Annotated in this window: 18 protein-coding genes; 12 read left to right on the top strand and 6 right to left on the bottom strand. The window is 62.1% G+C overall.

Features of this window, described 5'->3' with window-relative positions:
- Positions 1–133: 133 nt before the first annotated feature.
- Positions 134–1,303, bottom strand: coding sequence for a Na+/H+ antiporter NhaA (gene nhaA / locus ACZZ0Q_RS15165; RefSeq protein ID WP_463560723.1), 1,170 nt, complete (start codon positions 1,301–1,303; stop codon positions 134–136).
- A gap of 176 nt (positions 1,304–1,479) precedes the next feature.
- On the opposite strand from nhaA, the gene ACZZ0Q_RS15160 reads away from it, so the two are divergent.
- From ACZZ0Q_RS15160 to ACZZ0Q_RS15150, 3 genes are read left to right on the top strand one after another with little or no spacing between them, the layout of a single operon-like run.
- Positions 1,480–2,343, top strand: coding sequence for a DMT family transporter (locus ACZZ0Q_RS15160; RefSeq protein WP_463542318.1), 864 nt, complete (start codon positions 1,480–1,482; stop codon positions 2,341–2,343).
- 9 nt (positions 2,344–2,352) lie between these two features.
- Positions 2,353–3,477: a PLP-dependent cysteine synthase family protein gene (locus tag ACZZ0Q_RS15155; protein ID WP_463382293.1), complete on the top strand. Its 1,125-nt coding sequence runs from the start codon at positions 2,353–2,355 to the stop codon at positions 3,475–3,477.
- A 3-nt stretch (positions 3,478–3,480) separates the two neighbouring features.
- Positions 3,481–3,999 (top strand): GNAT family N-acetyltransferase, encoded by a 519-nt coding sequence (locus ACZZ0Q_RS15150; RefSeq protein ID WP_122497016.1) that lies wholly within the window; start codon positions 3,481–3,483, stop codon positions 3,997–3,999.
- A gap of 91 nt (positions 4,000–4,090) precedes the next feature.
- Here the strand turns inward: ACZZ0Q_RS15150 and ACZZ0Q_RS15145 are convergent, their stop codons facing one another.
- Positions 4,091–4,840, bottom strand: coding sequence for a 3-oxoacyl-ACP reductase family protein (locus tag ACZZ0Q_RS15145; RefSeq protein ID WP_463541731.1), 750 nt, complete (start codon positions 4,838–4,840; stop codon positions 4,091–4,093).
- A 124-nt stretch (positions 4,841–4,964) separates the two neighbouring features.
- On the opposite strand from ACZZ0Q_RS15145, the gene ACZZ0Q_RS15140 reads away from it, so the two are divergent.
- Positions 4,965–5,906, top strand: coding sequence for a LysR family transcriptional regulator (locus ACZZ0Q_RS15140; RefSeq protein WP_463541732.1), 942 nt, complete (start codon positions 4,965–4,967; stop codon positions 5,904–5,906).
- A gap of 415 nt (positions 5,907–6,321) precedes the next feature.
- Here ACZZ0Q_RS15140 and ACZZ0Q_RS15135 read toward each other — a convergent pair whose 3' ends face one another.
- Entirely contained in the window at positions 6,322–7,938 is a 1,617-nt protein-coding gene (locus ACZZ0Q_RS15135) for an NAD(P)/FAD-dependent oxidoreductase (protein ID WP_463541733.1), read from the bottom strand.
- A 99-nt stretch (positions 7,939–8,037) separates the two neighbouring features.
- The gene (locus tag ACZZ0Q_RS15130; RefSeq protein ID WP_463541734.1) at positions 8,038–8,421 is read right to left on the bottom strand and encodes a DUF4124 domain-containing protein; all 384 of its coding nucleotides are present in this window, start codon (positions 8,419–8,421) and stop codon (positions 8,038–8,040) included.
- 578 nt (positions 8,422–8,999) lie between these two features.
- Between ACZZ0Q_RS15130 and tpx the strand changes: the two genes are divergently transcribed.
- From tpx to ACZZ0Q_RS15105, 5 genes are all read left to right on the top strand, one after another.
- Positions 9,000–9,500, top strand: a complete 501-nt coding sequence (gene tpx / locus ACZZ0Q_RS15125; protein WP_122497025.1) for a thiol peroxidase — start codon at positions 9,000–9,002, stop codon at positions 9,498–9,500.
- A 154-nt stretch (positions 9,501–9,654) separates the two neighbouring features.
- Positions 9,655–10,932, top strand: a complete 1,278-nt coding sequence (locus tag ACZZ0Q_RS15120) for an MdtA/MuxA family multidrug efflux RND transporter periplasmic adaptor subunit (RefSeq protein WP_463541735.1) — start codon at positions 9,655–9,657, stop codon at positions 10,930–10,932.
- Positions 10,929–14,036 (top strand): MdtB/MuxB family multidrug efflux RND transporter permease subunit, encoded by a 3,108-nt coding sequence (locus ACZZ0Q_RS15115; protein ID WP_463541736.1) that lies wholly within the window; start codon positions 10,929–10,931, stop codon positions 14,034–14,036. The genes ACZZ0Q_RS15120 and ACZZ0Q_RS15115 overlap by 4 nt, the downstream gene beginning before the upstream one ends.
- A 139-nt stretch (positions 14,037–14,175) precedes the next feature.
- Positions 14,176–17,286: a multidrug efflux RND transporter permease subunit gene (locus ACZZ0Q_RS15110; protein ID WP_463560720.1), complete on the top strand. Its 3,111-nt coding sequence runs from the start codon at positions 14,176–14,178 to the stop codon at positions 17,284–17,286.
- Positions 17,283–18,740 (top strand): efflux transporter outer membrane subunit, encoded by a 1,458-nt coding sequence (locus ACZZ0Q_RS15105; RefSeq protein ID WP_463560717.1) that lies wholly within the window; start codon positions 17,283–17,285, stop codon positions 18,738–18,740. The genes ACZZ0Q_RS15110 and ACZZ0Q_RS15105 overlap by 4 nt, the downstream gene beginning before the upstream one ends.
- Before the next feature lie 199 nt (positions 18,741–18,939).
- Here the strand turns inward: ACZZ0Q_RS15105 and ACZZ0Q_RS15100 are convergent, their stop codons facing one another.
- Positions 18,940–19,455 carry a DUF1993 domain-containing protein gene (locus ACZZ0Q_RS15100; protein ID WP_463541739.1) on the bottom strand — a complete coding sequence of 172 codons (516 nt, stop codon included), beginning with the start codon at positions 19,453–19,455 and terminating at the stop codon, positions 18,940–18,942.
- Positions 19,456–19,596: 141 nt separating this feature from the next.
- Here ACZZ0Q_RS15100 and ACZZ0Q_RS15095 point away from each other — a divergent pair, with 141 nt between their 5' ends.
- Entirely contained in the window at positions 19,597–20,583 is a 987-nt protein-coding gene (locus tag ACZZ0Q_RS15095; protein WP_463560715.1) for a GNAT family N-acetyltransferase, read from the top strand.
- Positions 20,584–20,644: 61 nt separating this feature from the next.
- On the opposite strand, the gene ACZZ0Q_RS15090 is transcribed toward ACZZ0Q_RS15095, so the two are convergent.
- Positions 20,645–21,178: an RNA polymerase factor sigma-70 gene (locus ACZZ0Q_RS15090; RefSeq protein ID WP_122451136.1), complete on the bottom strand. Its 534-nt coding sequence runs from the start codon at positions 21,176–21,178 to the stop codon at positions 20,645–20,647.
- A 255-nt stretch (positions 21,179–21,433) separates the two neighbouring features.
- Here ACZZ0Q_RS15090 and ACZZ0Q_RS15085 point away from each other — a divergent pair, with 255 nt between their 5' ends.
- Entirely contained in the window at positions 21,434–21,652 is a 219-nt protein-coding gene (locus ACZZ0Q_RS15085) for an MbtH family protein (protein WP_122451137.1), read from the top strand.
- Between the two features lies 1 nt (position 21,653).
- A complete protein-coding gene (locus ACZZ0Q_RS15080; RefSeq protein ID WP_463541740.1) occupies positions 21,654–22,412 on the top strand; it encodes a thioesterase II family protein in 759 nt (252 codons plus the stop codon).
- The last annotated feature ends 3 nt before the right edge of the window (positions 22,413–22,415 follow it).

The raw sequence follows: 22,415 nt of genomic DNA, 5'->3' as shown, positions 1-22,415 counted from the left end.
TCGCGGCTGAAGCCGCTCCTACAGAGGTCAGGTGCTGTTATAGGAGAGGCAAAAGCTCGCGGTTGAAGCCGCTCCTACAGAGGTCAGATGCTGTTGTGGGAGAGGCTTTAGCCTCGATAGCCGCGACGCCATTTCAGCGCTTACTCGCCTTCACCATCACCCCATAGCCAATCACCGCCGCAAAAAACGACCCGGTCAAAATGCCGATACGGTCCATCCCCGCCAGCGCACTTTCCCCCGGCTCGAACGCCAACGAGCCGACAAACAGGCTCATGGTGAAACCGATGCCGCACAGCACCGCCACGCCCAGCACCTGACCCCAATTCGCGCCCTCGGGCAGCTTGGCGATGCCCACGGCAATCGCCAGCCAGGCCATGCCAAATACGCCCACGGTTTTGCCTAGCAACAAGCCGCTGGCAATGCCCAACGGCACCGAGTGCAGAAAACTATCAAGCCCCACACCCGCCAGCGGCACGCCGGCATTGGCGAAGGCAAACAGCGGCAACACGCCAAACACCACCCACGGATGCAACCCGTGCTCCAGCGCCCGAGCTGGGGAGGGCACGCCATCGCGGGTGCGCAGGGGAATGGTGAAGGCCAGCGCCACACCGGCCAACGTCGCATGCACGCCGCTCTTGAGCACGCACACCCACAAAATCAGGCCCACCAGCACATACGGACTCAGGGTTTGCACGCCCGCGCGGTTCATGCCGATCAGCACCGCGAGGCACGCGCCCGCCAGCAGCAGCGAAAGGGTCGACAGCTCGCCGGAATAGAACAGCGCAATGACGATGATCGCGCCGAGGTCATCGATGATCGCCAGCGTCATCAAAAACAACTTGAGCGTCAGCGGCACGCGCTTTCCCAGCAGGGCGAGCACGCCCAGGGCGAAGGCAATGTCGGTCGCCATGGGAATCGCCCAGCCGTCCATGGCCTCGGGGTGCTGACGGTTGATGGCCCAATAGACCAAGGCCGGCACCACCATGCCGCCAATCGCCGCCATGCCCGGCAGCACGATCTGCGAGGGATGGGACAGGTGCCCCTCCAACACCTCGCGTTTTACCTCCAAGCCAATGGTCAGGAAGAACAGCGCCATCAGCCCATCGTTAATCCACAGCAGCAACGGCTTGGCGATTTTCAGCGCGCCGACTTGCACCACCACCGGCGTTTCCAGCAAGCCGTTATAGAGAAAATCCAGCGGCGAATTGTTGATGATCAGCGCCAACACCGCAGCGGCTATCAACAGCAGGCCGCTGGCCGCTTCCAAGCGAAAAAAACGGGTCAGTGCGTGGCGAACAGACAATGGCGTGCTCCTGATAAGGCGGTTGCAACCGGTAAAACAGTTGCGCTGAGGATAGCTGCTCCACTGTAGCTGGGCGGGCGGGTGCACGGTTCCTATACTGGCCGTCAGAAAATGCGGAGGTGTGTGTGCAACAGCGTGAAGGCCAGGCGCTTGCCTGGGGTTGTCTAGTAGTCGCCATGGCCTTGTGGGGCAGTTCGTTTATTGCCTTGAAGTTCGCGTTCAGCGAAATGCCACCGATGTGGGTGATCTTCGGCCGGATGGCCTTGGGCAGCGTGGTGTTTCTGCTGGCCTGGCGCTGGCGTGGCCGCATCGAATACCGCGCCGGCGACTGGAAATACCTGCTCGGTCTGGCCGCCTGCGAACCCTGCCTGTACTTCATCTTCGAAGCCCTGGCGCTGCAACGTACCAGCGCCTCACAGGCCGGCATGATTACCGCGCTGTTGCCGCTGCTGGTGGCGGTCGGCGCGTACCTGACACTGCGCGAACGCATCAGCCGCACCACGCTCGCCGGGTTTCTACTCGCGGTCGTCGGCGCCACCTGGCTCAGCCTGGCGGGCGAGGCCGACGCCCATGCGCCGGCGCCGCTGCTGGGTAACTTCTTCGAATTCGTGGCCATGCTCTGCGCCACCGGCTACACCTTGCTGCTCAAGCATTTATCCAGCCGCTACTCGGCGTTTGCGCTGACCGCGCTGCAGGCGTTTGTCGGCTCGGTATTTTTTCTGCCCTTGGCGTTGTTCGGCGCCGACGTGCCGGCCGACGTCACGGTCAAAGGCTGGGGCGCGGTGGTGTACCTGGGCATTGTCGTCACGGTTGGCGCGTACGGGCTCTACAACTTTGGCGTCGGCCGCCTGCCTGCCAGTCAGGCCTCTGGCTTCACCAATTTGATACCGGTGTTCACCTTGCTGATGGCCGCGCTGTTTCTGGGCGAGCGCTTGAATGCATGGCAACTGTTAGCGGTCGGGCTGGTCTTTATTGGCGTAGCACTCAGCCAATGGCGGCGTGACCCCAAGGTGCCGGCCCCTGCTGGAATTCTCGACTGAAGGTAAGCCATGAGCGGTTCACGTAACGACGACCACAACAAACAAATCGCCGCCCGCGCCTGGGCGCGAGAAGCCATTCGCATCATCGAGGCCGACTTCCAGCGCAGCGCCGACACCCACCTTATTCCTCTGACGGTGCCGGGCCTGCCGGGCATCGAGCTGTATTTCAAAGACGAATCCAGCCATCCCACCGGCAGCCTCAAACACCGCCTGGCGCGCTCGCTGTTTTTGTACGCGCTGTGCAACGGCTGGCTGAAACCCGGGGCGCCGGTGATTGAAGCCTCCAGCGGTTCCACGGCAATTTCCGAAGCCTATTTCGCTCGGCTGCTGGGCTTGCCGTTTATTGCCGTGATGCCGGCCACCACCTCGAAAGAGAAGATCGCGCAAATCGCCTTTTACGGCGGCCAGAGTCATCTGGTTAAAGACCCGACGCAGATCTACGCCGAATCCGAACGCCTGGCGCAGGAAAGCGGCGGCCATTTTATGGACCAATTCACCTACGCCGAACGCGCCACCGACTGGCGCGCGAACAACAACATCGCTGAATCGATTTTTCAGCAGATGCGCTTTGAACATTGCCCCGAACCCAGCTGGCTGGTCTCCAGCCCCGGCACCGGCGGCACACTCGCCACCCTCGGCCGCTACGTGCGCTACCGTCGTCACGCCACCCGCGTGCTGTGCGCCGATGCCGAGCGCTCGGTGTTTTTCGACTACTACCGCACCGGCGACGCCAGCTTGCGCCTGGACCACGGCTCGGGCATTGAAGGCATCGGCCGGCCGCGCGTGGAAGCCTCGTTCGTGCCTGCCGTAATCGACGCCATGTGCAAAGTGCCCGACGCCCTGTCGCTCGCCGCCATGCACTACCTGGCGCAGCGCCTGGACCGTCACGTGGGAGGCTCCAGCGGCACCAACCTTGTCGGCGCGTTGCTGGTCGGCCAGCGCATGGTCGCGGCCGGCGAGCAGGGCTCGATTGTGGCGGTGCTCTGCGACGGCGGCGAACGCTACGCCACCTCTTATTACAACCCTGACTGGCTCGCCGCTCAGGGCTACCACTTACAACCCTTGATCGACCAGATCGCCGCTTGCGCCGAACGGGGCGAAGCGTTGCCCGATCTGCCCACCGCAGGAATCTGAGCCATGAGCGACGCTGCACCGACTATTCGATTCGCAGAACCTGACGATGTACCGGCGCTGACCGAACTGCTCCTCGAACACGGCCCCAACCCCTGGAATTACTTGCCCGAAGACGGCGTGCGCGAGCACTTGCAAGGCATCGCCCACGGTTCGGTTGAAGCAGTGGTGGCCGAGCAGGGCGGGCGCATCGTCGGCTTTGTCAGCTTTATCCAAACCTACCAATTCGCCGACCAACAACCCGCCGCGCGGCGCGACGAAGCGCAGGGTTATATCTGCGAAGCGGTGGTGCACAAAGACTTGGCGGGGCAGGGCCTGGGTTCGGTGCTGCTGGAAAAAGCAGTGGCCCGGTTGGGCGAGAAGGGCTTGGTCGACATCTACATCGACCGCCACGAAGAAAACGTCGCCTCGGCCGGCATGATGCGCAAAGCCGGATTTAGCGAACTGCACACCTATTCGGATCCCGAACGCCGGCCCAACGGCTCGCGGCGAACGACGGTGTGCTACCAGCGGTTCAGTGCCTAATAGCAATCGAGGCTAAAGCCTCTCCTACAGAAACGAATTCCTGCAGGAGAGGCTTTAGCCTCGAGCTTTTTAAGGGGGGCCGCGTTTTCGCTTACGCCGCAAACCCACCATCGATCGTCAGGTTGGCCCCGGTGATATAGCCGGCTTCCGGGCCTGCCAGGTAGCTGACGAAGCTGGCGATTTCTTCCACCTTGCCGTAACGGGCCAGCGCCATGCCTTGTTTCAGGGTGTCGGCGAAGTCACCGCTGTCCGGGTTCATGTCTGTGTCGACTGGGCCGGGCTGCACGTTGTTGACGGTGATGCCACGGCCGCCCAGGTCGCGGGCCAGGCCTTTGGTGAAGCCGACGATAGCCGACTTGCTCATGGCGTAAATCGAACCGCCAGCAAACGGAATGCGCTCGGCGTTGGTGCTGCCGATGGTGATGATGCGGCCGTTGTCGCGCAGGTGGCGGGCGGCTTCCTGACTGGCGATGACCACGCTGCGCACGTTGATCGACAGCGTGCGGTCGATGTCTTCCATGCTCAGTTGCTCAATGGGCGCCACGGCCAACACGCCGGCGTTGTTCACCAGAATGTCGAGGCCGCCGAAGGCTTCCACGGTTTGGCTGATGGCGCCGCGAATGGCTTGCTCGCTGGCGCTGTCGGCCTTAATGGCCAACGCCTTGCCGCCGGCCGCGACAATGTCTGCCACCAAGGCGTCCGACTGCTGCGCGCTTTGGCTGTAGGTGAAGGCAACGGCGGCGCCTTCGCGGGCCAAGCGTTTAACGATGGCTGCGCCGATGCCGCGCGAGCCGCCTTGTACAAATGCCACTTTGCCGGTGAGTGCTGTTTGAGTCGTCATGGTGATTCTCCGAAAGTTAGTAAAGGGTGTGTCGTTTGGTGTGGCGCCAGTATCAGCGGCGGATTAGTCGGCGAATAGTCGGTAATACGGATATGCTTTCGATACAAACGGTATGGAATAGGCCATGGACACCCTCAACTGCATTGAATGTTTTGTGCGCAGCGCCGAAGCCGGAAGTTTCGCCCAGGCCGCGCGGCGCCTGGGCTTGACGCCTGCGGCGGTGGGCAAGAATGTCGCCCGCCTGGAACAGACCCTGGATGTGCGGCTGTTCCAGCGTAGTACGCGCAAACTGAGCCTGACCGAAGCGGGCGAGTATTTTCTCGCCGAGGCGGCGGGCGGCCTGACCACGCTGCAACTGGCAATGGGCAACCTCACCACCTTGAAAAGCCAGCCGGCGGGCACCTTGAAAGTGAGCATGGGCTTGTCGTTCGGGCGCGAATACATGGTGCCGCTGCTGGGGGAATTCCTTCTGCGTTACCCACGCGTGGTGCCGGACTGGCACTTCGACAACCGCGCCGTCGACCTCATAGCCGAGGGTTTCGATGCGGCCATCGGTGGCGGTTTCGATCTGCCCCAGGGCGTCGTCGCTCGTGAGCTGGCGCCGGCGCACCGCATCTTGCTGGCTTCGCCGAGCTACCTGGAAAATGCGCCGCCGCTGCGCACCCCCAGCGATCTGCCCGCGCACGCCGGTATTTTCATTCGCTCACCGCAAACCGGCCGCATCCGCTCCTGGACCTTGCGCAACCGCCAAGGCGCGTTGGCACCCATCGACATTCCCCCGCGCATGACTCTGAGCGATCCCGAAGCCGCCTGTGCCGCCGCCCAGATCGGATTGGGCCTGGCGTTGGTGAGCGTTGCCCATGCGCTGCCCTATCTGGAACGCGGAAGCGTGCAGCGGGTGTTGCCCGATTGGTATGTGGATACCGGCGGCACCACGTTGTACTTCGCCGGGCAGAAGTTATTGCCACAGAAGACGCGGGTGTTTGTGGATTTTGTCGTGGAGCGCTTTAAAGCGCTGGGGCTGGAGAAGCGACTGTCGGCGCTGGAAGGGCCGGCGGCAGGGTAGTGAAACCTCCAACCCACCTCCGTCATCCCCGTGCAGGCGGGGATCCAGAATCGCGAAAGGGAACGCCAAGTACGGCGCTTATACAACAATGTAGGAGCGGCTTTAGCCGCGATTTGGCCTGTTCTGAAATCGATATCTTCAGCCTCAGCCAAAAAAGCATCGCGGCTAATCGGAATGCCGCCCAGCCGCTCCTACAAAACGACGTGGGGCCAGTAGAGGCGCGCCGGGTTTGCCATTGTGGATTCCGAGTCGTCGGACCGCCGCCTTCGCGGGAATGACGTGAATCCTCCAATTCACCTCCGTCATCCCCGCGCAGGCGGGGATCCAGAGTCGTGAATGGGAACGCCAAGCTCGGAGCTAACACGCCACCTGAAAGAGCGACTGGGCGGCATTCCCGTTCAGCCGCGATGTCTTTTCAACCCTCGCGAATCCCCAACAGATCCCGCGCCACCGCCTCCGCGATGCGAATGCCATCCACCCCAGCCGACAAAATGCCCCCAGCGTACCCAGCGCCTTCACCGGCCGGAAACAACCCGCGCACGTTCAGGCTCTGCAAATCATCGCCACGGGTAATGCGCAGGGGCGACGAGGTACGGGTTTCGATGCCGGTCAGCACGGCGTCGTGCATGGCGAAACCTTTGATCTGCTTGTCGAACGCCGGCAGCGCCTCGCGAATGGCCTCGATGGCAAAGGCGGGCAGGGCGTCGGCCAGGTCCATCAAGTTCACGCCCGGTTTGTACGACGGCTCGACACTGCCCAGCGCCGACGTTGCCTTGCCCGCAATAAAGTCACCGACCAATTGCCCCGGCGCGTTGTAATTGCGCCCGCCCATTACATAGGCGTGCGACTCCAAGCGCTCCTGCAACTCCACACCCGCCAGCGGGCCGCCGGGGTAATCCACTTCCGGCGTGATGCCGACCACGATGCCCGAGTTGGCGTTGCGCTCGTTACGCGAGTATTGGCTCATGCCATTGGTCACCACGCGCTCCGCCTCGGACGTGGCCGCCACCACCGTACCGCCCGGGCACATGCAGAAGCTGTACACCGAACGGCCGTTGGAGGCGTGATGCACCAACTTGTAATCCGCCGCGCCGATTTTCGGATGACCCGCAAAACGGCCCAGGCGCGCCTGGTCAATGAGCGATTGCGGATGCTCGATACGGAAGCCCACCGAAAACGGCTTGGCCTCCATAAACACGTCGCGGCTATGCAACATGCGGAAGGTGTCACGGGCGCTGTGGCCGAGCGCCAGAATCACGTGGCGGCTATTGATCTGCTCACCGCTGGCGAGAGTCACGCCCGTCAGTTGGCCGTTATCGATTTGCACGTCAGTCACGCGCTGCTCGAAACGCACCTCACCGCCCAGCGCGATGATCTGCTCGCGCATATTCGCCACCACGCCCGTGAGGCGGAAGGTGCCGATGTGCGGTTTGGCAACGTAGAGAATCTCCTCCGGCGCGCCGGCCTTGACGAACTCATGCAGCACTTTGCGGCCGATAAACTTCGGGTCTTTGATCTGGCTGTACAGCTTGCCGTCCGAGAACGTGCCTGCGCCGCCTTCACCAAACTGCACGTTGGACTCGGGGTTGAGCACGCTCTTGCGCCACAGGCCCCAGGTGTCTTTGGTGCGCTGACGCACCTCCTTACCGCGCTCCAGCACGATGGGTTTGAAACCCATCTGCGCCAGCAACAAGGCCGCGAAAATACCGCACGGCCCAAAGCCGACCACCAATGGACGCTCGCCCAACTGCTCAGGCGCGTGGCCGACGAATTTGTACGAAGTGTCTGGGGCGACCGTGATGTGGCGGTCATCGCTGAAGCGCTTCAGCAAAGCCGCTTCGTCGCTCACGGAAAAATCGATGGTGTAGATAAAACACAGCTCGGCGGATTTTTTCCGCGCGTCGTAGCTGCGTTTGAACAGGGTGAAATCCAGCAGCTCGTTATCGGCAATACCCAGGCGCGCGACCAGGGCAGGGCGCAGGGCCTCATCGGCGTGGTCGATAGGCAGCTTGAATTCGGTGATTCGTAACATGGGGCGGTCCGTATCAGGGCCGGAGGTAACCCGGCAGCTTGGAGAGGCGCGGATTATAGCCGCGAAAGCCCCTACATGAGCGCCACTGCGTCGGCCAATCTAAGGGCGAACCGGCTTTTCGTTTTGCTGGCGCTCGAAGTTTTCATAAAGGTCGCGCTTGTGCTGTTCGGCTTCCTCGCGCATTTCGATGCGCTTGGCCTCGCGGCGTGGGTCTTCGCTGTCGGGAATAACAGTCAGGCCGCTGACGGGCGAGGCGCTTTTGTTGGCGGGGTCGGCGGGTTGTTGCTCGACCGGCAATTCCACCGCCGGCACATTCAACACGCCACTGGGCGGTACGGGTTCGATAATGCGCGTGGTTTGCCCGGCGCCTTCGGGGCAGGGCACGGTGGCGTAGGTGGTGCTGCCGTCGGCGGCCACGCATTTATAGACTTGCGCGTGGGCCAGGGTTGGCAGAACTATCAGCGCGATTGCAGCGAGTTTCAAAGTGCTTCCCTCACTTTGTGGGCGGTAAGCGCAAGGCTAGCAGGAGACGACGGCGCGGAAAATGCGCCGGTCGAGGTTTGCAGGAATCGAGGCTGAAGCCTCTCCTACAGGGTGGAATTTCTCTGTGGGAGCGGCTTTAGCCGCGAGATCTTTTTGTTGGCAGCAAAGGTTTGATCTAGCCGAGATATACGGCTCGAGAGCTACCGCTTGTGATCTTCCGCTTTTGATCTCCCTCGCGAGGTTTATCGCAGGCCGAGTGGAGTCGTTGCGTAGGGGGTTGAGCGGCTCCCGGCCGCTCAACCCCCTCCACGTCGACTCCACTCGGCCTGCGATGAACGGTGCGGGGTGGATCACAAGCCAGATCACAAGCGGTAGATCACAAGCCAGATCAAACCCCGACCAAAATCGGCGCATCAGCGTCTTCACAGGCTGTAGACAATCGTTCAACTGCGCCGCGGGCTTTTGGGCCTGCGCCCCAAATTTTTTGACCGCTGAGTCATAGTCGCGTAATCCCTTTCATGCTTAACTCAGCCCCCCTTAGCAACCCAAAACACTCACCATAAAAAAGGAACACGTTCATGGCCCAAGTAACCTTGCGCGGCAACCCTGTTCAAGTCACCGGCGAGCTCCCGCACGTTGGCCAGCAAGCCCCGGCGTTCAGCCTGGTGGGCGCTGACCTCAGCGACGTGACCCTGGCCAGCCTGGCCGGCAAACGCAAAGTGCTGAACATTTTCCCAAGCGTCGACACCCCCACCTGCGCCACCTCGGTTCGCAAGTTCAACGCCGAAACCAGCAAACTGGCCAACACCGTGGTGCTGTGCATTTCCGCCGACCTGCCCTTCGCCCAAGCGCGTTTCTGCGGCGCCGAAGGCCTGCAAAACGTGGTGAACCTGTCGACCATGCGCGGCGCTGATTTCCTCGCTGACTACGGCGTCGCCATCGCCAACGGCCCACTCGCCGGCGTGGCTGCCCGTGCTGTTGTGGTGCTGGATGAAAACGACAAAGTCCTGCACAGCGAGCTGGTGTCGGAAATCGGCAGCGAGCCGAATTACGAAGCAGCAGTTGCTGTGTTGAAATAAACATACGCTGCAACACATGAACGGCCCGCCTCGCGGGCCGTTTTCGTTGGTGGCTCAAGCGCTTAGTAAAGGTCAGTCTTAGGTAAAAAGCCGGTAAAGAGGCTTTCCGTCAGCGGTTGCAGTGCTTATCGTGCGGGCTCGAATTTCGTTATCGATGATGCCCATGACTCTGCGTACCCTTCGCCCCTGGTTGATCACTGCCGCTGCCTTCGCTGGCGTGGTGTTGTTGGTTATGTGGCTGTCCGCCGCGAAAAGCACTGGCGCCCCCGATGGCAAAGTGCGCGGGCGTCCCGGTATGGGGCCGCCCGGCGCCGCAGCTGGCATGACGGTCAGCGTGGCGAAGGTCAAGCGCGCCAACCTCGATGTGCATTTCCACGCCCTGGGCACCGTCACGGCATTCAGCACGGTGAATGTGAAACCGCGCGTCAATGGCGAGCTGGTCAAGGTGTTGTTCACCGAAGGTCAGGAAGTGAAGGCTGGCGATCTGCTCGCCGTGGTCGATCCCCGTCCTTACAAAGCTGCCTTGGCTCAGGCCGAAGGCACGCTGCAGCAAAACCAAGCGCAGCTCAAAAATGCCCAGATCGATCTGGATCGTTATAAGGGCCTGTACGCCGAAGACTCCATTGCCAAGCAAACCCTCGACACCCAGGCCGCGCTGCTTAATCAGTACCAAGGCACGCTGAAAACCAATCAGGGACAAGTGGACGACGCCAAGCTCAACCTGGCGTTCACCGAAGTGCGCGCGCCTATCAGCGGTCGTCTGGGCTTGCGTCAGGTGGACGTTGGCAACCTGGTGACGTCCAGCGACACCACGCCGTTGGTGGTTATTACTCAGGTCAAACCGATTGCCGTGGTGTTCAGCCTGCCGCAACAGCAACTTGGCACCGTGGCCGCCCAGCTCAACGGCGCCAGCGCGACGACCAAGCCGCTGCCGGTCGAGGCGCTGGACCGCAATAAGGACGTGACCCTGGCTTCCGGCGAGCTGGTAACGCTGGATAACCAGATCGACACCACCACCGGCACCGTCAAGCTCAAGGCCAAGTTCGAGAACGCCGACCGGTCGCTGTTTCCCAATCAGTTCGTCAACGTGCGCCTGCTCGCCGAAACCCTGCACGATGTGCTGTTGATTCCGGCCAACGCTGTACAGCGCGGCAACGAAGGCACGTATGTGTACGTGTTGGGCGAGGGTGACAAAGTGGTTCAGCGCCCGGTCATCCTCGGCACCAGCGAAGCCGAACAGGTGGTGGTGGAGAAGGGCCTGAATGTGGATGAGCAAGTGGTGGTGGAGGGGACCGACCGCCTGCGTGACGGCATGGCCGTGCGCATTGCTGCGCCGGAACAGGTGAAAAAAGACGTCAGCGAAGAAACTGGGCAGAAGCCCTTTGGCCAAGGTGACGCCGCGCCGCAAGGCAAGGACGGAGCCGCGCAATGAACCCGTCGCGCCCGTTTATTCTGCGGCCGGTGGCGACCACGCTGTTGATGATCGCCATTTTGCTCTCGGGGATTATTGCCTACCGCTTCCTGCCGATTTCGGCGCTGCCGGAAGTGGATTATCCGACCATTCAGGTGGTGACTTCGTACCCCGGCGCCAGTCCGGAAATCATGACCTCGTCGGTGACCGCGCCGCTGGAAAACCAGCTCGGGCAGATCGCCGGCCTGAATGAAATGTCGTCCAGCAGCTCGGGCGGCGCCTCGGTCATCACCCTGCAATTCACCCTCGACAGCAACCTCGATGTGGTCGAGCAGGAAGTGCAGGCGGCGATCAACACCGCCAGCAGCCTGTTGCCCAACGACCTGCCGTACCAGCCTTCGTACAGCAAAGTAAACCCGGCCGACGCGCCGATCCTGACCCTGGCCATCACCTCCAGCAACCTGCCGCTGCCGCAGGTGCAGGATTTGGTCGACACGCGCCTGGCGCAGAAAATTTCGCAGATTTCCGGCGTCGGCCTGGTCAGCATCAGCGGTGGCCAACGCCCGGCCGTGCGCATTCGTGCCAACCCTTCAGCGCTGGCGGCGGCGGGTCTGAACCTGGAAAACCTGCGCACCACCGTTGCCAACAACAACCTCAATGGCCCCAAAGGCAGCTTCGACGGCCCGACCCGCGCCTCGACGCTGGATGCCAATGACCAGCTGAAATCGGCCTCCGCCTACCGTGAGTTGGTGGTGGCCTACGCCAACGGCGCGCCGCTACGGCTGAAAGATGTCGCCACGGTGGAAGACGCCGCCGAGAACACGCGCCTGGCCGCCTGGGCCAACGAAACCCCCGCCGTGGTGCTGAACATTCAGCGCCAGCCTGGCGCCAACGTAATCAAGGTGGTCGACAGCATCAAAGCCATGTTGCCGCAACTGCAAGCCAGCTTGCCCGGCAGCCTCGACGTAAAAGTGCTCACCGACCGCACCACCACCATCCGCGCCTCGGTGGCCGATGTGCAGTTCGAATTGGTGCTCGCCATTGCCTTGGTGGTGATGGTCACGTTCCTGTTTCTGCGCAGTTTTTCCGCCACGCTCATTCCGAGTCTGGCCGTGCCGCTGTCGTTGGTGGGCACCTTTGGCGTGATGTACCTGGCGGGGTTTTCCGTTAACAACCTGAGCTTGATGGCCCTGACCATCGCCACCGGCTTCGTGGTGGACGATGCCATCGTCATGGTGGAAAACATCAGCCGCTACCTGGAGAAAGGCGACACGCCGCTGGAGGCCGCGCTCAAGGGTTCGAAGCAAATCGGCTTCACCATTATTTCCCTGACGTTCTCGCTGATCGCCGTGCTGATTCCGTTGCTGTTTATGGGCGACGTAGCGGGGCGGTTGTTCCGCGAATTCGCCATCACCCTGGCGGTGGCCATTCTGATTTCCGGCGTGGTGTCGCTGACCCTCACACCGATGCTCTGCGCCAAATTGCTCAAGCACACGCCGGAGGAAAAACAGGGCCGCTTCGCCCGCGCTGCCGGTAACGTCATCGACCGCATGATTGCCGCCTACGGCCGTGCCCTGCGCGTGGTGCTGCGTCATCAGCCGCTGACCTTGCTGGTGGCGCTGGCCACGCTGGCGCTAACGGCGGTGCTCTACACCTTTATGCCCAAAGGCTTCTTCCCGGTGCAGGACACCGGCGTGATTCAGGCGATCGCCGAAGCGCCGCAGTCCATCTCGTTTCAGTCCATGGCCGAGCGCCAACAGGCGTTGGCCAAAGCGCTGCTTAGCGATCCGGCGGTAGAAAGCCTGACGGCGTTTATCGGCGTGGATGGCAGCAATGCCACGCTTAACACCGGGCGCATGTTGATCAACCTCAAACCCCACGGTGAACGCGACGCCAGCGCCACCGAAGTGATCCGCCGTTTGCAGCCAACGCTGGACCAGATTCCCGGCGTGCGGCTGTACCTGCAACCGGTGCAAGACCTGACCATCGAAGACCGCGTGGCGCGCACGCAATACCAATTCACCCTGCAAGACTCCGACCCCGACGTGCTGGCCAAATGGGTGCCGCTGTTGGTGGAGCGCCTGCAACAACTGCCGCAACTGGCGGACGTGGCCAGCGACTGGCAAGACAAAGGCCTGCAAGCCTTCGTTAACATCGACCGCGACGCCGCCTCGCGGTTGGGCGTGTCGTTGTCTGACGTCGATAGCGCGTTGTACAACGCCTTCGGCCAGCGCCTGATTTCCACCATTTTCACCCAGGCCACGCAGTACCGCGTGGTGCTGGAAGTGGCGCCGCAATTCCAGCTGGGCCCGCAGTCGCTAGAGAACCTCTACGTCAGCAGCAGCGATGGCACGCAGGTGCGGTTGTCGTCGTTGGCCACGATTGAAGAGCGCAACACCTTGCTGGCCATCAACCACATCTCGCAATTTCCGGCGGCCACGCTGTCGTTCAACCTGGCGCCCGGCGTGTCGTTGAGCGAGGCGGTGGAGTCGATTCGCCAGGTTGAGCAAGACATGCAATTGCCGGTCGGCGTGCAAACCAGTTTCCGCGGTGCTGCGCTGGCGTTTGAAAGCTCGCTGTCGAGCACCTTGCTGCTGATCCTGGCGGCGGTGGTGACCATGTACATCGTGCTGGGCATTCTCTACGAAAGCTTTATTCACCCGGTGACCATTCTGTCCACGCTGCCCTCGGCGGGCGTCGGCGCCTTGCTGGCCTTGATGGTGGCGGGGGAGGAGATTGGCATCGTGGCGATCATCGGCATCATCCTGCTGATCGGCATCGTCAAGAAGAACGCGATCATGATGATCGACTTCGCCCTGGACGCTGAACGCAACCAGGGCATGAGCGCGCCGGACGCCATTTACCAAGCGTGCCTGCTGCGTTTCCGGCCGATTCTGATGACCACCCTGGCCGCGCTGCTCGGCGCCTTGCCGCTGATGCTTGCCGCTGGTGCGGGTGCAGAACTGCGCCGGCCGCTGGGTATCGCCATGGTCGGCGGCTTGCTGCTGAGCCAGGTGCTGACACTGTTCACCACGCCCGTGATTTACCTCGCCTTCGACCGCCTGGCGACGCGCTGGAATGGCTGGCGCAAGAAGCGTGGGTTGGATATGTCGGTGCAGTCATGAGCGATTGTGTGATGGCTGGCCCTCTCCCCCGGCCCCTCTCCCGCAAGCGGGCGAGGGGAGACAAGCGCGATGCGGTCTGCTCCCTCTCCCGCGCGCGGGAGAGGGTTGGGGAGAGGGCAAGGCAAACGGTGCTCCCCCAATGAGCATCTCCACCCCCTTCATCCGCCGCCCCGTCGCCACCACGCTGCTCACCCTGGCGCTGCTGTTGGCCGGCTGGTTGTCGTTCAATCTGCTGCCGGTGGCGCCGCTGCCGTCGGTGGATTTCCCGACCATCATGATCAGCGCCTCGTTGCCTGGCGCCAGTCCGGAAACCATGGCCACCTCGGTCGCCACGCCGCTGGAACGGGCGCTCGGGCGCATTGCCGGCATTACCGAAATGACCTCCAGCAGCTCGCTGGGCTCGACCACGGTGATCGTGCAGTTTTCCCTGGAGAAAGACATCGACGGTGCCGCCCGAGAAGTGCAGGCCGCTATCAACGCGGCCAGCAGCCTGCTGCCCAGCGGCATGCCGAGCTTGCCGTCGTACCGCAAGGCCAACCCGTCCGACATGCCGGTGATGGTGCTCACGCTCACGTCCGAGAGCTATACCCGTGGCGAAATGTATGACATGGCCTCAACCCTGGTGTCGCCGCGCCTGGCGCAGGTCAAGGGCATTGGCCAGGTCAGCATCGGCGGTAGCTCGTTGCCCGCGGTGCGGGTCGACGTCAATCCGGATGCGCTGAACAAATACGGCATCTCTCTGGACAGCGTGCGCACGGCCATTGCCAACACCAATTCCAACGGCCCGAAAGGCTCCATCGACGGCGCCACCAAGCAATGGCAAGTGGACGCCAATGACCAACTGCGCAAGGCCAGCGAATACTTGCCCGTTATCGTTCACTACAACGCCGAAACCGGCGCGGCGGTGCGCCTGGGCGATATCGCCGACGTCAGCAATGCCGTGGAAGACGTGCGCAACGCTGGCTTTTCCGGGCCCAATCCGGCGGTGCTGCTGATCGTCACCCGCCAGCCGGGCGCCAACATTATCGAAGCCACCGACGCCATTCACGCGTTGCTGCCCGAGCTGCAGGAATTGATCGGCCCCAAGGTGCAGTTGTCAGTAATGGACGACCGCAGCCCGAGTATTCGCGCCTCGCTGGATGAAGCGGAAATCACCCTGATCATCTCGGTGCTGCTGGTGATCCTGGTCGTCTATATGTTCCTGCGCAGCCCGCGCGCGACGCTGATTCCCGCCTTGGCGGTGCCGGTGTCGCTGGTGGGCACCTTTGCGGTGATGTACCTGTGCGGCTTCTCACTGAATAACCTGTCGCTGATGGCGCTGATTGTCGCCACGGGCTTTGTGGTGGACGACGCCATTGTGGTGGTCGAGAACATTGCCCGGCGCATCGAAGAGGGTGAGTCGCCGCTGGAGGCGTCCATTCACGGCGCCCGCGAAGTGGGCTTTACCGTGCTGTCGATGACCTTGTCGCTGGTGGCGGTGTTTATCCCCATTCTGCTGATGGGCGGGATTATTGGTCGGCTGTTCCGCGAATTTTCCGTGACCTTGTCGGCGGCGATTCTGGTGTCGTTGCTGGTGTCGCTGACGCTTACACCGATGCTCTGCGCGCGCCTGCTTAAACCCCGCGACAAGAATGCGCCCGCAGTCGAGCCAAAGCCCGAGAGCCAGCGCTTCCAGAACCTGATGGCGCGCTACAAAGCGAGCCTTGAATGGGCGCTGGCGCATTCACGGCTGATGATGGTGATCATGTTCGCCTGCATTGTGCTCAACGTTTACCTGTTCGTGGTGGTGCCCAAGGGCTTTCTGCCGGCGCAGGACTCGGGGCGGTTGCGCGGCTATGCCATTGCCGACCAGAGCATTTCGTTCCAGGGATTGCAGGCGAAGATGGCCAAGTTCCGCGCCATTCTCAGCGCTGATCCAGACATCGAAAACGTGGTGGGCTTTCTTGGCGGTGGGCGCTGGCAGTCGAGCAACACCGGCTCGTTTTTCGTCACCCTGAAACCGATTGGCGAGCGCGACGATGTCGACACCATCCTCGCCCGCTTGCGCCCCAAACTGGCGGAAATTCCCGGCGCCGCGCTGTACCTGAACGCCGGCCAGGACGTGCGCCTGGGTGGGCGTGATAGCAACGCCAGCAACCAATTCACCTTGCGCAGCGACGACCTCACGCTGCTGCGCCAGTGGGCGCCGAAAGTGGAAGCGGCGATGCGCAAACTGCCGCAAGTGGTCGACCTTAACAGCGACTCGCAAGACAAAGGCGTGCAAAGCCGGCTGGTGGTGGATCGCGACCGCGCCGCCACGCTGGGCGTGAACATGGCGCTGGTCGACGAGGTGCTGAACAACTCGTTCGGCCAGCGGCAAATCGCCAATATCTACAACCCGTTGAACCAGTATCACGTGGTTATGGAGGTGGGCTCGAAGTACCAGCAGAGCCCGGAAATCCTGCGCCAGGTGTACGTGCTGGGCAGCGACGGGCAGAGTGTGCCGCTGGCTGAGTTCAGCTACTTCGAGCCGAGTTCGGCGCCGTTGTCGGTCAACCACCAGGGCCAGTTCGCTGCTATTACGCTGTCGTTCAACCTGGCGCCCGGCGCGCAGATAGGCCCGACCCGCGACGCCGTCATGGCCGCCATCGAACCGCTGCAATTGCCGCTAGACGTGCAAGCCACCTTCGAAGGTAACGCCGGCGCCGTGCAAGACACGCAAAACAATATGCCGTGGCTGATCCTGCTGGCGCTGGTGGCGGTGTACATCGTGCTGGGCATTTTGTACGAGAGCTATGTGCACCCGCTGACCATTTTGTCCACGTTGCCGTCGGCTGGCGTTGGCGCTTTGCTGGCGCTGATTTTGTGCCGCAGCGAGCTGAGTTTGATCGCCTTGATCGGCATTATTTTGCTGATCGGCATCGTCAAGAAAAACGCCATTCTGATGATCGACTTTGCCCTGGAAGCCGAGCGGCGCCTGGGCATGAGCCCGCGCGAAGCGATTCTGGAAGCCTGCGTGAAACGCTTTCGGCCGATCATGATGACCACGTTGGCGGCGCTGCTGGGCGCGCTGCCGCTGATTTTCGGCATCGGCGGCGATGCCGGTTTGCGCCGGCCGCTGGGCATCACCATCGTCGGCGGCCTGATCGCCAGCCAATTGCTCACTCTGTACACCACGCCGGTGGTGTACCTGTACCTGGATCGTTTGCGCCACTGGGTTAACCGCCGCAGAGGCGTGCGCACTGATGCTTCGTTGGAGACTTCGTTATGAGCCTGTATTCGCGCAGCCTGTTGCTCGCGGTGGCCGTGGCTGTGGCCGGTTGCGCCGTGGGCCCGGACTATGAGCAGCCGGAGGTGGCCGTGCCTGCCAGCTTCAAATACCAGGCAGGCTGGACGCAGGCGACGCCCAGCGATGCTTTGCAACGTGGCGCCTGGTGGGAGCTGTACGGCGACCCAACGCTGAACCAATTGCAACAGCGCCTGGAAACCTCCAACCAAACCTTGGCGCAAGCTGAAGCCCAGTACCGCCAAGCCCAGGCCTTGGCCCGCGGCGCGCGCGCGTCGTTTTTTCCGAGCCTGAGCGCGGCGTTCAGCAAAACCCGCTCGGGCCAGGCCACAGGCGGGGGTGGCACGGTGTCGTTGTCTGACGGCTCGACGGTGAGCAGCGGCAGCTCCGGCGGCATTAGCGACAGCTACCAGGCCAGCCTGGGCGTCAGCTGGGAACTCGACCTGTGGGGCAAGCTGCGCCGCCAGCTGGAATCGGACAACGCCAGTGCCGCCGCCAGCCAGGCGACGTTGGCCGCGACCAAACTCAGCCAGCAATCGGAACTGGCGCAGAACTACCTGCAATTGCGGGTGATCGACGCCCAGAAACGCTTGCTCGACGACACCGTTTCGGCCTACGAAAAAGCCTTCAAACTCGCCGAAAACCAATACCGCGCCGGCATCGTCACCAAGGCCGACGTGGCCCAGGCCCGCACTCAGGTGAAAACCACCCAGGCCCAAGCCATCGACCTGAAATACCAACGCGCGCAGCTGGAAAACGCCATCGCCGTGCTGGTGGGTGAACCGCCGTCGAGCTTCCAACTGGCCGAAACCAACGACATTCCAGGCTTGCCGGCTATTCCTGCCAGCGTGCCCTCACAACTGCTGCAACGCCGCCCCGACATTGCCTCGGCCGAGCGCGACGTGGTCGCCGCCAACGCGCTTATCGGCGTGAACAAAGCCGCCTACTACCCCGACATCACCCTCAGCGCCAGCGGCGGCTACCGCAACGACAGCCTCTCGCAACTGCTGACCACGCCGAACCGCTACTGGTCCATCGGCCCCGACTTCGCCATGACCTTGTTCGACGGTGGCCTTATCAGCTCGCGCGTGGAGCAGGCCGAAGCCAGCTACGACGCCACCGTGGCGGCATACCGCCTGAGCGTGCTGAATGGTTTTCGCGAAGTGGAGGACTACCTGGTTCAACTCGACGTGCTGAAAGAAGAAAACGTGGTGCAGCAGGAAGCGCTCGACTCATCACGCGAATCGCTGCGCCTGATGCTCAACCAATACAAAGCGGGAACCGTGGACTTCTCGGATGTTGTAACCGTGCAAACCACCGCGCTGTCGAACGAGCGCACGGTGCTGACGTTGCAGGGCAGTCGGCTGACCGCGAGCGTGCAGCTGATTGCGGCGATGGGCGGGGGGTGGAATGTGCAGCAGTTGGGGGAGATGGAGTAGCTGCGTCCCCTGGTTGTGCACCATTTGTGGGAGCGGCTTTAGCCGCGATTGTCCGAGCCTGCGAACCAAGATCCCAACCGCCACACCGCCCCGTAGGAGCTAGCTTGCTAGCGAACCCTGCAAACGAATTTCGACAATTCCTTTTCCAGGATTCGCCACCAAGGTGGCTCCTACAAGAGCTTCCAGAGATCAGGCGATCTTAGGCTTGCGGTTGACCCACATAATCCATCTTGCCCACTTCAACGCCGTTATGACGCAGCAGCGCGTAGGCGGTGGTCACGTGGAAGAAGAAGTGTTGCAGCCCGTACGTCAGCAAATACGACTGGCCAGTGAACTTGCGCTCTTTCGGCGTGCCCGGGCGCGTCACGATTTCGCGCTCTTCGTTGCCATCGACCTGAGCCGGGGTAAACGTACCCAGGTAATCCAGGGTTTCTTTCAGCAGGGCTTGCAGCTGCTCGAACGTGGTTTCCACGTCGTCATGCTTTGGCACATCTACGCCGGCCAAACGCGACGGCACGCCACGGGCGAAGTCGCAGGCGATTTGTACTTGGCGGGTCAGGGGAAACATATCGGGGAACAGGCGGGCCTGGAGCAGGGCCGCCGGGTCGATATTTTTGGCGGTGGCGTGGGCTTCAGCCTTGCTCAGCACGGCGCTGAGGCTGGTGAGCATTTGCTTGAAAACGGGAACGGATGCGGCGTACAGAGAAATGGTCATGGCAGTCTCCGGTTGAAGGTGGCGCGAGTATACGCGCGCCGGCTTTGTTGCGTGGGCTGATGCAGGCCGTGCGTGCACTTCACCTAAATTTCCTGCGCGTTTCGACGTCACACAGTCACCACCCCTCTGCGCGAGCCACCCATGATGCACACCCTGCCACTCCCCAACGGCCAATGCCTGCACGGCGACGAAAGCGCCGGCGAGCTGCATCTTCAGCTGGATTTACATGAGCCGATTCACGTGCGCGTTCGCCCTGGTGAGCGGTTGCAGGTAAGCGCCAGTGAAGCCTTGTCGGCGCAGGCGTTGTGGTGGGTCAGCTATTGGCTGTTTGCCCGCGACGAGGCATGCCAGTCAGTGAGCTGGGAACTGCCCGCAGCGCCGATGGACGCGCTGCACAGCGGCCTGCTGATTCGCGCGGCCGATGGCGCGCTCACCACCGCGCGCACGACGTTTTGGCAACTGGCTGAACCGTGGTTACTGAGCGGGCAGGGCGTGGCGTATCCGCAGCAGATGATCATCAGCGACGGCAAACGCCATCCGCGTCGACCGCCAAAGCCGACGGGCGATTTGTACCGGCGTTTCGACGCGCGTTTGGGCAGTTGGATTTCCCTGCGCGCGCTGGATATTGAAACCGACCTTGAGCGCTTCAGCCGCTGGCAAAACAGCCCGCGCGTACTCGAGTTCTGGCAGGAAGGCGGCACGCTGGCGCAGCATCGCCAGTACCTGGAAAAGCTCGATCGCGACCCGCACACGCTGACGTTGATCGGCAGTTTCGACGACCAACCATTCGCCTATTTCGAAGCCTATTGGGCCAAGGAAGATCGCATCGCGCCGTTCTACCCGGCCGGCGATTACGACCGTGGCATCCACATGCTGGTGGGCGAGGAAAACCATCGCGGGCCGCACAAAGTGGCGAGCTGGCTGACCGCGCTCACGCACTTTTTATTTCTCGACGACCCACGCACCCAGCGCATCGTCGCTGAACCGCGCGCCGACAACGCCCGCATGATCGGCCACATGCACAGCGCCGGTTTTCACTGCGAAAAGGAATTCGATTTCCCACACAAACGCGCCGCCTTGATGAGTATCGAGCGCGAGCGGTTTTTTGATCGGTGTGTGTTGCGCTGAAGCGGTGGTGCGTTGATCGCAAAGGGCTTCGCTTAGCGCAGCGAAGCCCAATGAAGCCGGATCAGGCCGCCGCGTCTTTGCTGACTTTTCGGCAATGCACCAACGCGTCGCGAATCATGAAGTTCACCAACGTCGGCGACACGCCCAGTTCCTTGGCGATGTCTTTTTGCGGCACGCCGTGCAGGCGGTACATTTCGAAGGCGTAGCGGGTGCGGCTGGGCAACTGGCCGAGGGCGTCGGCGATGTGTTCCAGGGTCGCGTAATTGATGTGCAAGGCTTCGGGCGAGGCGTTGTGGGTGACCACATTCATGCCTTCTTCTTCGCTGCCGGCGTAGCGCTGTTCCAGCGCGTTTTTGCGGTAATGGTCGATGGCTAGATTGCGCACAATCTGGAACAGGTAACTCAGTTGGGCTTTAAACGACGAGGTGATCTGCGGTGCCGAATGCAGCCTGAAATAGGCGTCTTGCACCACATCTTCTGCGCGTGAACGACAGCCCGTAATGCGCGTGGCCACCTTGACCAGAATCGAGCGGTTATCAACGAATGCTTGGAATAGGGGTGTATCGCACCTGCTTGTGGACAGTTGTTCCGTCATGGAATTCACCTTGCTACCGGGGGCGGTTAAGCGCTTGCAGGAGGCTGCCTGCGAGCGGGGTAACAAACTATGTCCAATGATAATGATTGTCAATTGCGAGAGATAATAGATTTCGTCTGGTTGCAAAGTGGTGACGTGAACGTGATGTTTGCATGGCAAAAACACCTGTCGAAATCCGCTTAATTATTTCCCGCTGCCGTCCGTTCTCCACTGTGAAGGCCCGCGCAACCGGCACGGGCGCAACGGAGAGCGACCATGGTGTTTGATCGTGATGACGTGATTTTCCAAGTAGTAATCAACGACGAAGAGCAGTACTCGTTGTGGCCCGATTACAAAGCCATTCCTGCCGGCTGGCGCACCGTGGGCATGAGCGGTTTGAAGAAAGACTGCCTGGCCTACATCGAACAACACTGGACCGACATGCGCCCCCTGAGCCTGCGCCAGAAGATGGACCAGGACGCCGTGAGCGCCTGACATGAGCGCGCCCGCCACCCTGCGTTTGCTGTGCCTGCCGTACTCCGGCGCCAGCGCCATGTTTTATCACCGCTGGCGCAAACGGCTGCCCGAATGGCTGCACGTACAGCCGCTGGAATTGCCCGGCCGCGGCCTGCGCATGGACGAGCCCTTGCAGCGCAATCTCGATGCGCTGATCAACCAGCTCGCCGATGAAATTGCGCTCGACCTCACCGCGCCGTACGCCCTGTTCGGCCACAGCCTCGGCGGCTTGCTGGCCTTCGAGCTGGTGCACGCCCTCAAAGCCCATGGCCTACCCGAGCCGCTGTGTGTGCTGGTATCCGCCACCGCCGGCCCGGCGCGCCGTGATGTCAGCGAGTACCGCGAGCCCAAGTCCGATGCCGAGCTGGTGGTTAAATTGCGCAGCCTGCAAGGCACGCCGGAAGACGCCCTGGCCAACCAGGAATTGCTCGATCTGATGCTGCCAATCCTGCGCGCCGATTTCCTTGTCGCCGGCAGTTACCAGTACGCCGAGCGCGCGCCGCTGCAAGCGCCGATCCACGTGTTCGGCGGCAAAGACGACAGCATCAGCGTCGATGAATTGCTCGACTGGCAATGCGAAACCGCCAGCGGCTTTTCCCTCGACATGTTCAGTGGCGGCCACTTCTTTTTGCAGACCGAGGAAGCGCCGTTGCTGCGCTGCATCCGCCGTTATGCCGAGCAGCACCTGCTGCGCCATCGCGCGCAACAGACCCGGCCCGTTCCCCGCGTGGCCAGTTAACCG

This window comes from Pseudomonas sp. AC070 (assembly GCF_979258635.1).
Note: the sequence above shows the minus strand (reverse complement) of the source record. Positions and strands in the feature narration are given on the sequence as shown.